Consider the following 11,740-nt stretch of genomic DNA (forward strand, 5'->3'; position numbering starts at 1 on the left):
AAAATTTAATAAATAAAAACCAATATTATTAATATGGTTTTAATGAATATTATAAAAATTATTTTCTAAATGCGCGTTCTATATATCTAAATTCGTAACATGGTGATTAACTTTTTTATAGAATATAATACATATTAATAATATCGATATCTGTTTGAGTATTCAACGAGTTGATTATTTGAGGAAAACTGAACCTCTATGTTGAGGTTCAGTATGGAGAAGAGATCAGTTATCTGAATTTATTTTATCTGACGGGGAATGATTATTTTCTGATATTTCTGTAGGTTGTTCCGAGGGTTTTACTGATTGCCATATCGATCCTAAAAATTCATACCATGCACGTTCGCTGTGTTGAAAATAGGTGGCGGAAGGAAAATATTTTTCCCAAGGATGTAATGGTGAAGTGATAGCCAATTGATTAGCTGGTGCAACAATAGGTTTCATTCCTCGCGCTAAAAAGAAACGCTCAGCACGAGCTAAATGGTTAGCAGACGTCACAAGTAAAAATGGTTTTTTGCCAATTAATTTATCAACTTCATAAGCTTCTTCTTCAGTATCTTTGGGTGTTGATAAGGCGATAGTTTTCTCAGCAGGTACACCTAAAGATTGTGCAACTTGAGCCGCTACCTCTGCACTGCTTATCTTATTAACACCGGCACCACCTGTAAAAATCAGTGTTGCGTTAGGATTGCGATAGTAGAGTCTTACACCTTCAGCAACACGAAACAAACTGTTGTTAAGAAGATTAGAACTTGGCGCCCATTCTGGGTTATAAGTAAATCCACCTCCTAAAACAACAATGTAGTTCACATCTTGTTGCGAATTTTCTCGTAATTCATAACGAGCTTGATACTCTTTTTCACTTGGCATTAATAGTGTATCGGCAACAGGCTGTATACCTAAAATAGTTAATAGAACAAGCGCGACAGTGAGTAGGCTTTTTCCCGTCTTTTGCCAACGAGTAAACCAAAGAAGTGCTAATGCAAAAAAGGCAATTAATAAGAGCAAAGGCAAGGGCATCAGAAAGCCTGCAACATATTTTTTTGAGCAAAAACAGCATAAATCATCCTAAATTGAGTGAAATACATGCAATTGATAGCGAAAGCTTAGTGAAAACTAGGGGAATTCTAAGACGTTGTGTCAAAATAGCTAACACAACAACGTTTCATTAAGTTTTCATCAATAGAAATAAAGAGCCGTTTAATAATTTATAAAACGATAAACGTTTGAACGTTAAATTTTTTATTAATAAGCGTTATATTTATACTGCGCTTTGCGAATAGTCTGATTCATGACTTATTTCTTTAGAGAAAACAGTCAGTATCATAGAACACTGGTAAAATTGCCGTCATTATTTGTGTACAGTGTCTCATATTTTTGAATTTATCAGAATGCAAAGAGCGCAAGTAGTCAGCTGTTATCATGAGGCGTTTTAATGTCAGATCGTAATTTTGACGATATTGCAGATAAATTCTCCCGCAATATCTATGGCACAACAAAGGGTAAAATACGTCAAGCGGTGATTTGGGAAGATTTACAACAATTATTGACCCTCTTACCTAATCGGAGTTTGCGTATTTTAGATGCAGGTGGCGGTGAAGGTTATTTCTCTCGTCAGCTTGCTAAATTAGGACACCAAATTATCTTATGTGATTTATCACAAGAGATGCTTAATCGCGCACAAGAAGCAGCGATTGAAGAGGGTGTTGTCGAGAACATGACGTTCGTTTGTTGTGCCGCTCAAGAAATGAAAGAGCATATAGATGAAGGGGTTGATTTAATTCTATTTCATGCCGTATTGGAATGGATCACGGATCAGAAAGACGCCGTAAATGTTCTTACCGATATGTTGTTACCTCATGGTATTTTATCGCTGATGTTTTACAATGCGAATGGTATTGTCATGAGAAATGCGATTTTAGGAAATTTTCATCTGGCAAATCCAGAGATCCCACGTAGAAGAAAAAAAATCGCTATCACCTCAAAACCCATTGCAACCAGAAGATGTTTATCAATGGCTAGATGAGTTTTCGATGACAATATTAGGAAAAACCGGTGTCCGCGTTTTCCATGATTATTTACAAAGTCGTCAGTTACAGAATAAAGACTTTCCATCGTTGCTTGCATTAGAGCAACGATATTGTCGGCAAGAGCCCTATATCAGTCTGGGGCGTTACATTCATGTCATGGCACAAAAGCGTGTAAATTAAGGATGTACTATGAGTGATTTTACCCAGACCGTTCCTGAGTTAGTGTCTTGGGCGAGAAAAAAATGATTTCTCAATCTCACTGCCACCAGAAAGATTAGCTTTTTTTGATGGCAGTCGCTGTATTAAACAGTGAGCGTCTTGATGGCGAAATGAGTGAAGGGGAGTTAATTGATGCCTTTAGGGAAGTGTGTAAAGGCTTCGAGCAACCCGCAGAATCAATACAAGTTCGCGCGAATAATGCCATTAATGACATGGTAAAGCAGCGACTTTTTAACCGTTTTACCAGTGAATTGGTAGAAGGTAATGCAATATACCGTTTAACTCCGTTGGGAATTGGAATTAGTGATTACTATATTCGCCAACGTGAATTTTCATCATTGCGCTTATCTATGCAGCTTTCTATTGTGGCGGGTGAGCTTGATTCAGCAGCGAGCTCTGCTGAAGATGGCGGTGATGAATATCATTGGCATCGTAATGTTTTTGCACCTCTAAAATATTCAGTGGCGGAAATTTTCGATAGCATTGATTTGTCTCAGCGAATTATGGATGAGCAGCAAAATACAGTAAAAGAAGATATTGCTGAGTTATTAAATCAAGATTGGCAAGCGGCTATTTCCAGCTGTGAACAGTTGTTGTCTGAAACGTCGGGTACATTAAGAGAGCTACAAGATACGCTTGAAGCCGCGGGTGATAAACTTCAAGCTAACCTCTTGCGTATTCAAGAAGCGAACATGAATACAGGCCATGTTGAGCAAATAGATACCTTAGTGTTTGAACTTCAAAGTAAGTTAGATCGTATTATTAGTTGGGGTCAACAATCTATTGATTTATGGATTGGCTATGATAGGCATGTCCATAAATTTATTCGTACAGCGATTGATATGGATAAAAACCGTATTTTTTCTCGCCGCTTACGTCAATCGGTACAAAACTATTTCGACAACCCATGGGCATTAACTTACGCTAATGCTGATCGGTTGTTTGATATGCGTGATGAAGAACTGGTTTTACGTGATGAAGAAGTCACGGGTGAGTTACCCGAAGAGCTTGAATATCAAATGTTCAGTGAAGTGAACGAACAGATAGCGCAATGGGTAGAGCAAGAGCTTGCTTCTTACAAATTAGAACAACGAGCATTAGATCTCAGTTTAGTATTAGTTGAATACCTTAATCGTTATCCGCAACAGAAACATTTCGATGTTGCACGTATTGTTATTGATCAAGCAGTACGATTAGGTGTAGCGAAAGCTGAGCTCGCAGGATTACCTGCAAAATGGTCAGAAATTAACGAATATGGAGCTAAGGTACAAGCGCATGTCATCGATACATACTGAACAATTTATGCCAGCAAAACTGGCGCAGGCATTAGCGAACTCACTTTTCCCTGAACTGGATAGCCAGTTACGTGCAGGTCGACATATCGGTATAGACTCTCTGGATAATCATGCTTTTTTGATGGATTTTCAAGATGAGTTATCAGATTTTTATGCGCGTTATAACGTTGAATTAATTAGAGCGCCAGAAGGTTTTTTCTATTTGCGACCTCGTTCAACCACACTTATTCCACGCTCAGTCCTTTCTGAAATGGATATGCTGGTGGGGAAGATCCTTTGTTATCTCTATCTTAGCCCTGAACGATTAGCGAATCAGGGAATATTCACCGTTCAAGAACTGTTCGATGAATTAAGAACATTAGCAGATGAAACCAAACTTTTGCGCTTAGTGAATCAACGCTCAACAGGTTCTGATCTTGATTTGCAAAAATTACAAGAAAAAATGAGAACCTCTTTAAATCGTTTACGTCGTTTAGGCATGATTTCATTCTTATTAAATGATATGCAGCGTTTTTCGATCACGGAATCTGTTTTCCGCTTTGGTGCCGATGTACGTAGTGGCGATTCTCCACTCGAGGCTCAAATGCGAATGATCCGAGATGGTGAAGCCATGGCACTTGAAGACAGCTCAGAAACACTTAATGATGATGAAGAAAATGAAGATGAGCACTTACAATCCAGTGAAGATGATGCGGAGGAAGAAAATAAATGATTGAACGGGGAAAATTTCGCTCATTAACACTTATCAACTGGAATGGGTTCTTTGCTCGTACTTTTGATTTAGATGAGCTGGTGACCACGTTATCAGGTGGTAATGGTGCAGGTAAATCAACCACTATGGCTGCATTTATCACGGCAATGATCCCTGATCTCACTCTACTTCATTTCCGTAATACAACAGAAGCGGGTTCCACAAGTGGATCGCGTGATAAAGGGTTATACGGGAAACTGCGTCCAGGTGTGTGTTATGCCGTATTAGATGTGATCAACTCGCGTCACTTACGTGCAGTGGTCGGTGTTCGTTTACAGCAAATTGCAGGACGTGATAAGAAAGTTGATATCAAACCCTTTATGATCCAAGGGTTGCCAATGGCGGAAAATCCAACAGAAATTTTGACACAAGCTGTTGCAGATCGCCAAGCCCGTGTTTTACCGCTTAATGAATTAAAAGAAAAAGTTGAAGCCATTGATGGGGTTGTTTTTAGACAATTTAATTCTATCACTGATTTTCATGCAGTCATGTTTGATTTAGGGGTTATTCCTAAACGTTTACGCTCAGCAAGTGATCGTGCCAAATTCTATCGTTTAATTGAAGCTTCATTATATGGTGGTATTTCAAGTGCGATTACACGCTCTTTACGTGATTATTTACTCCCTGAAAACAGTGGTGTAAGAAAAGCGTTCCAAGATATGGAAGGCGCATTACGTGAAAACCGAATGACGCTTGAAGCTATTCGTGTCACTCAATCTGATCGTGACTTATTTAAGCACTTAATTACAGAAGCAACATCTTATGTTGCTGCTGACTATATGCGCCATGCCAATGAGCGACGCGTTCATCTTGATGAAGCTTTAACCGTGCGTCGTGAGTTATGGAGCCAGCGTAAATCTATTAATAACGAAGCTTATCGCTTTATTGAAATGGGTAAAGAGTTAGAAGAGCAACAAGCGTTATCTTCTGATCTTGAAGCCGATTATCAAGCGGCTAGCGACCGACTAAATTTAGTGCAAAATGCGGTTCGTCAACAAGAAAAAATTGACCGTTATGTTGCTGATGTAGAAGAAATAACGTTTCGTTTAGAAGAACAAAGCGAAGTGGTTGAAGAAGCCGCGTCTAAGAAAGAAGAACTTGAAGCACGCGTAGAATCAGCCGAAGAAGAAGTCGATGAGCTGAAAAGTCAGTTAGCAGATTATCAGCAAGCATTAGATGTACAACAAACACGCGCTATCCAATATCGTCAAGCTGTGCAGGCTTTAGAGCGTGCTAAAGCACAATGTGATATTGCGGATTTAGACGAAATCAATGCAGAGCAGTGGGCTGAACGGATCCAAGCAAAAATCCAAAACATTACACATTCATTGCTTTCTATGGAGCAGAAACTCAATGTTTCTGAAGCGGCTAAAACGCAATTTGATCAAGCCTATAAGCTGGTAAGTTCTATTGTTGGTGAGGTTGAGCGTCAAAATGCATGGGATGCTGCAAAAGTGGCATTACGTGAATGGTCTTCTCATCGACATCAAGCGGATAGGGTTCATCCTATTCGTATGCAGTTGGCTGAATTAGAACAGCGTTTACATCAACGAAATAATGCAGAACGTCAACTTGAAGAGTTTAACAAACATCATGGTAAGTCGATGGAACCTGATGATTTGTTAATTCTCCAAGATGAATTAGAAGCAAAAATTGAAGAGCTTAGCGATTACGTTAATGAATCTGGCGAACAGCGTATGCAAATGCGCCAAGAGCTGGATCAACTTAAACAACAAATTGAAAAGCTGAAAAAACAAGCGCCAGCATGGCTTGCAGCACAAGATGCGTTAACACAATTATGCGAGCAGACTCGTCAATCTTTTGAAACCGGTCATCAAGTAACAGAGTATATGCAACAGTTACTTGAAAAAGAGCGTGAAGCAACAGTATTACGTGATGAAACAGCCGCTCGCAAACAACAGATTGAAGCGCAAATTGAACGTTTAAGTCAGCCAAGTGGTGCTGAAGATGGGCGATTAATTACATTAGCAGAACGTTTTAATGGCGTTTTATTATCAGAAATTTATGATGATATTACGTTAGACGATGCGCCTTATTTCTCTGCATTATATGGTCCAGCGCGTCATGCCATTGTTGTGCAAGATTTATCTCAAATTCAGGCGCAATTAGAAACATTAGAAGATTGTCCTGAAGATCTCTATTTTATTGAAGGCGACCCACAATCTTTCGATGACAGCGTATTTAATGCCCAAGAGATGGATAAAGCGGTTCTTATCAAGAGTACTGATAGACAATGGCGTTATTCGCGCTACCCTGAAATACCCTTGTTTGGCCGAGCCGCGCGTGAAAATCAATTAGAAATCTTATCGCGTCAGCGTGATGCGCTTGCTGAACTTTACGCAACACAAGCTTTTGATGTACAGAAGATCCAACGTGCTCACCATGCCTTTAGTCAGTTTGTGGGACAACATATTTCTGTGGCATTTGAGGCCGATCCTGAAGAGGGTATTCGTCAGCTTAACCAACGACGTAACGAGCTAGAAAGAGCATTAGCGCAGTATGAAGAGAGCACTCAGCAACAGCGCCAACATTATGCACGAGCAAAAGAATCGCTAAATCTTCTTAATAAACTTATTCCTCAAGTTAATATCTTGATGGATGAAACACTGATCGATCGAGTTGAAGAGTTACGTGAAGAGCTGTACGCAGCTGAGGAATCAATGCGTTACTTACAGCGTCACGAAAAAGCATTAGCAACATTAGAGCCTATCGCTTCAATCTTGCAAAGTGATCCACAAGAGCATGAACAGCTAGCGCAAGATTACGAGCAAGCAAAGTCAGAGCAACAACGTTATCAGCAACAGGCTTTCTTGTTGGTAGAAGTGGTACAGCGTCGCCCACACTTTAGTTATAGTGATGCTGTTGAGATTGTCAGTGAAAATAGTGATCTTAACGAAAAGTTACGTCACCGTTTAGAGATGGCAGAAACAGAACGTGCCACGGCAAGAGAACTTTATCGTCAGCAACAAGCCCAATGTGCTCAATTTAATCAAGTACTCGCATCATTAAAAAGCTCTTTTGACACTAAATCTGAATTACTCAGAGAGCTTGAGCAAGAGATGCGTGATACTGGGATCCATATTGATATTGGTGCAGAAGCAAGAGCGAAAGAACTTCGCGATCAACGCTATTCTGCGGTAAGTGCAAACCGTACACGTATTAGTCAACTAGAACGAGATATCGCACTGAGTGAGGCTGAACGAGACAACCTAACCAAGAAAATTCGTAAACTTGAACGTGACTACATTCAAATTCGTGAGCATGTTGTGAGTGCAAAAGCGGGTTGGTGTGCGGTTATGCGATTAGTGAAAGAAAATGGTATGGAGCGTCGTTTACATCGACGAGATTTTGCTTATCTTTCTGCTGATGAATTACGTTCAATGTCGGATAAAGCGTTAGGTGCCTTACGTCAAGCGGTTGCTGATAATGAATATTTACGTGATGCATTACGCCGCTCAGAAGATGCGAAATATCCTGATCGTAAAGTTCAGTTCTTTATTGCGGTATACCAGCATTTAAGAGAACGTATTCGTCAAGACATCATTAAAACCGATGATCCGGTTGATGCAATTGAACAGATGGAAATTGAACTTGCTCGCTTAACTGAAGAGTTGACTAGCCGTGAGCAAAAATTAGCAATTAGCTCACGAAGTGTTGCGAATATTATTCGTAAAACTATTCAACGCGAGCAAAATCGTATTCGCATGTTAAACCAAGGTTTGCAGGCGGTTTCATTTGGTCAGGTACGCGGTGTTCGACTCAACGTTAATATTCGTGAAAGTCATCAAGTGTTATTGGATGTGTTATCTGAAGAAGATAGCCAGTATCAAGATCTATTTAAAAACCAAAACCTTACTTTCTCTGAAGCAATGGCGAAGCTTTATCAGCGTTTAAATCCTCAAGTGGATATTGGTCAACGTATGCCACAAACTGTGGGTGAAGAGCTGTTAGATTATCGTAACTACCTTGAAATGGATGTTGAAGTTAATCGTGGACCAGAAGGTTGGTTAAAAGCAGAAAGTGGCGCTTTATCAACAGGTGAAGCGATTGGGACGGGGATGTCAATTCTAGTGATGGTGGTACAAAGCTGGGAAGAAGAATCACGACGCTTAAGAGGAAAAGATATCTCTCCTTGTCGTTTACTTTTCCTCGATGAAGCCGCGCGTTTAGATGCGAAATCTATTGCGACGTTATTTGAGCTTTGCGAACGCCTTGATATGCAATTAATTATTGCCGCACCAGAAAATATCAGTCCAGAAAAAGGAACAACCTATAAATTAGTGCGTAAAGTGTTCAATGGTACCGAACATGTACACGTTGTTGGGTTAAAAGGATTTGGTCAACAGACTGAAAAAGATAAAATTACATCATTAAATGTTGCTGAAATAACAGAATAATTTTATTCCATTATCTGCCTCAAGAGGGCAAGAATAAGGCGCTACGGGCTTATGCCGATAGCGCCTTATTTTTTTAAAGTGTTACATAGATCAAAAAATGAAAGTAAATTAACAAAAAAAATGAAATTATAAGTGGTATAACGTGCGCCATATCTCATTTAAATGTAATTATGATGTTTATTATTATTCCCGTATGTGATTAATATAAAAATTTAAAGGAAAGAGAATGCGTAAAGTCACGTTAGCTTTTAGTGCAATTGCTTTAGCGTTAAGCTTAAATGGCGCAGCAATGGCAAAAGTTCATATGCCAGAAGTTGTTAGCCCTGGCGTTACCGTTGCACAGCTTGCACAACAACAACCAATTCATTGGGTTTCTGTTGCTGATATTGAAAAAAGCCTTGCAGGTCAAGCACCGATGGCGGTTGGTTTTGATATTGATGACACCGTTCTGTTCTCAAGCCCAGGTTTCTACCGTGGTAAACTAGAATACTCACCAAACGATTTTAGCTACCTGAAAAACCCAGAATTCTGGGAAAAAATGAATAACGAGTGGGATAAATTCAGTATGCCTAAACAAGTCGGTATCGATCTTGTTCAGATGCACTTAAAACGTGGGGATACGGTTTATTTCATTACTGGTCGTACTCAAACTAAAACTGAGACTGTGACCAAATATGTACAAGAAGGCTTAAATATTCCTGCAGATAAAATGCAGCCTGTTATTTTTGCGGGTGACCAACCTGGCGCAAATAACAAAGTAAGCTGGATGCGTGATCACAAACTGAAAATTTACTACGGTGATGCTGATGCCGATATCGCAGCAGCAGATGAACTGAATATTCGTGGTATTCGTATTCTACGTGCCGCTAACTCTTCTTACCAACCACTGCCAAAAGCAGGGCAGTTTGGTGAAGAAGTTGTTATTAATTCAGAATATTAATCTTTACCTGTTGTTTACTTTTATTTGTAAGGCGTAGGAAACTGCGCCTTTTCTATTTTAAAATACCTTCCATTCAAATAATCTTATTTATCCATTCAAACTTCTTTATTATTTTTGAAAGTTTTATCTTTAATTTGTCTGTTTTCTGTTCTTTTGTTGCGCCTTTATTTAAATTATATATTTGAATATAAAAGTAGCGAAATAGTCTTTTTTTGATTGAATAAATTAAATTTCTATCAAGGGCTTACAAAACGTTAAAAATATTAGTTTATTCCTATAAAACTCTTTGCCTAGCTCATCTAATATTCTAGGATACCAAAATAATAATAAGGGATGAGGGTAGAGGATTTATGGCGCATCAACCAATTAAAAGAGCAATCGCATATTCATTTGTTATAGGTACACTTCTTTCTGGGCATTATGCAATCGCCACAGAAACAGAGTCGGCAACGTTATCTGCACCCGAAGCAGAAAGCGCATCATTAGTTCCTGTGAAGAACGACGTTATGCCATCACCTGCAATTGTGGCTATAGATGCACCACAACTGACTGAGTTAGCAGTAAGAACAAAACTACAATCATGGCTCCCTATAGGTTATAAACCTTCATATTTAACTCAGCTTGTGAAAATGTACCAAGCGAATAATCTTGCATTAATTTGGCAAGATGAAAAAATAGTCCAGCAATTACAAGGACAAATAGCAGAAGTGGCTATTTCAGGCATTCAACCCCAATTTGGGCAATGGCTAACACAATTAGAAACACCTGAATTAACTAAAGAAGGGCGTGATATTATTTTATCAGATGCTTTTTTAGGTTATATCAGTTTTGTTGAGCAAGTGAATAAATCAGGTACATCTTTACTGTATCGCAGTGCAATACAAGCATTACCCGCTCCTTCTGATAATGCCGTAATTGAATTACAACAAAATATTCAAAATAGCACCTTAGGTAGCTCTGTTATTTCTTATGCCCCATCTCACCCTTATTACACCTTAATGAAAGAGGAAGTGCGAAAGCAGTTACATAGTCCAGTTGTTTGGCCAGAAATGAAAGGAACGGCATCATTAAAGCCAAATCAATCATCACAAGAAGTTGTACCGCTGAGACAAATTTTACGTAATTTAAAATTAATTCCTGAGCTAGCAGAAAATGAGCAGGAAATGGCGACGACTGTTTATGATGCGCCTTTAGTTGCCGCTGTTAAATTATTCCAAACAGCGCATGGGTTAGAGCCAGATGGTGTTATTGGGCGACAAACACGGGCGTGGTTAAATATAACACCTGCACAACGCGCGAGTATAATGGCATTAAATATTCAGCGTCTTCGTCTGACCCCTGCCATTGGCAATACGGGAATTTGGGTTAATATTCCTGACTTCTCACTCTATTTTTATGCTAATAACGAGCTTATTCTCGACTCAAAAGTCATTGTCGGTCGCCCTGATAGAAAAACACCGATTATGAGTAGCGCACTAAATAATGTCGTGGTTAATCCACCTTGGAATGTGCCAACAAGCATGACGCGTAAAGATATTGTGCCTAGAGGCAAAGCTGATCCTAGTTACTTTAGTCGTAAGGGATATACTATTTACTCAGGGTGGGGAAGTGATGCTTATCCTATTAACCCTTACGATATTGATTGGCAAAATATGAGTGCCGCTAATTTCCCTTATCGTATTTGGCAGGCGCCAGGTCCAACAAATTCATTAGGTCGTTATAAATTTAATATGCCAAATTCAGAAGCGATTTATTTACATGACACTCCAAATCACTCACTGTTTGCAAAAAATATGCGAGCAATCAGTTCAGGCTGTATTCGTGTTAATAAAGCCTCTGAACTTGCTTCAATTTTATTGGGTGATGCTGGATGGAAACAAGATAGAATTGATGCGGCACTAAAACGTGGTTCAACACAATATGCGCCAATTCCTGAGCGTATTCCCGTTTATTTATATTATCAAACAGCATGGGTAGCTCAGAAGATGCACCTCAATATCGTGCAGATATTTATGGTTATGATAAAATCACCACCAATGCACAACCTTATTTAGAGAATATTAAGAAATATTTTTAATATAAATAAA

At 39.1% G+C, this 11,740-nt stretch carries 3 protein-coding genes and 4 pseudogenes; 6 read left to right on the forward strand and 1 reads right to left on the reverse strand.

The window, feature by feature from the left end; genetic code table 11:
• Positions 1–225: 225 nt before the first annotated feature.
• A pseudogene (gene elyC, locus BHE89_RS00145) lies at positions 226–1,053 on the reverse strand (envelope biogenesis factor ElyC); the annotation flags it as partial.
• A gap of 382 nt (positions 1,054–1,435) precedes the next feature.
• Between elyC and cmoM the strand changes: the two are divergent.
• From cmoM to ldtD, 6 genes and pseudogenes are all read left to right on the forward strand, one after another.
• Positions 1,436–2,210: pseudogene (gene cmoM / locus BHE89_RS00150) on the forward strand (tRNA uridine 5-oxyacetic acid(34) methyltransferase CmoM).
• Between the two features lie 9 nt (positions 2,211–2,219).
• Positions 2,220–3,544 (forward strand): annotated as a pseudogene (gene mukF, locus BHE89_RS00155) (chromosome partition protein MukF).
• The gene (mukE, locus tag BHE89_RS00160) at positions 3,525–4,256 is read left to right on the forward strand and encodes a chromosome partition protein MukE (protein ID WP_069368249.1); all 732 of its coding nucleotides are present in this window, start codon (positions 3,525–3,527) and stop codon (positions 4,254–4,256) included. The pseudogene mukF and the gene mukE overlap by 20 nt, the downstream one beginning before the upstream one ends.
• Positions 4,253–8,713 carry a chromosome partition protein MukB gene (gene mukB / locus BHE89_RS00165; protein ID WP_069368250.1) on the forward strand — a complete coding sequence of 1,487 codons (4,461 nt, stop codon included), beginning with the start codon at positions 4,253–4,255 and terminating at the stop codon, positions 8,711–8,713. The genes mukE and mukB overlap by 4 nt, the downstream gene beginning before the upstream one ends.
• A 226-nt stretch (positions 8,714–8,939) precedes the next feature.
• Positions 8,940–9,653: an acid phosphatase AphA gene (gene aphA / locus BHE89_RS00170; RefSeq protein WP_023581332.1), complete on the forward strand. Its 714-nt coding sequence runs from the start codon at positions 8,940–8,942 to the stop codon at positions 9,651–9,653.
• A 350-nt stretch (positions 9,654–10,003) separates the two neighbouring features.
• Positions 10,004–11,730 (forward strand): annotated as a pseudogene (gene ldtD, locus BHE89_RS00175) (L,D-transpeptidase).
• The last annotated feature ends 10 nt before the right edge of the window (positions 11,731–11,740 follow it).

It is taken from the genome of Shigella sp. FC1967, assembly GCF_001743005.1.
Taxonomy (GTDB): domain Bacteria; phylum Pseudomonadota; class Gammaproteobacteria; order Enterobacterales; family Enterobacteriaceae; genus Proteus.

Bases quoted from the DNA above. Each gene is read 5' to 3' on its own strand.
- aphA (WP_023581332.1), top strand. From the start codon at position 8,940: ATGCGTAAAGTCACGTTAGCTTTTAGTGCAATTGCTTTAGCGTTAAGC.
- mukE (WP_069368249.1), top strand. From the start codon at position 3,525: ATGTCATCGATACATACTGAACAATTTATGCCAGCAAAACTGGCGCAG.
- mukB (WP_069368250.1), top strand. From the start codon at position 4,253: ATGATTGAACGGGGAAAATTTCGCTCATTAACACTTATCAACTGGAAT.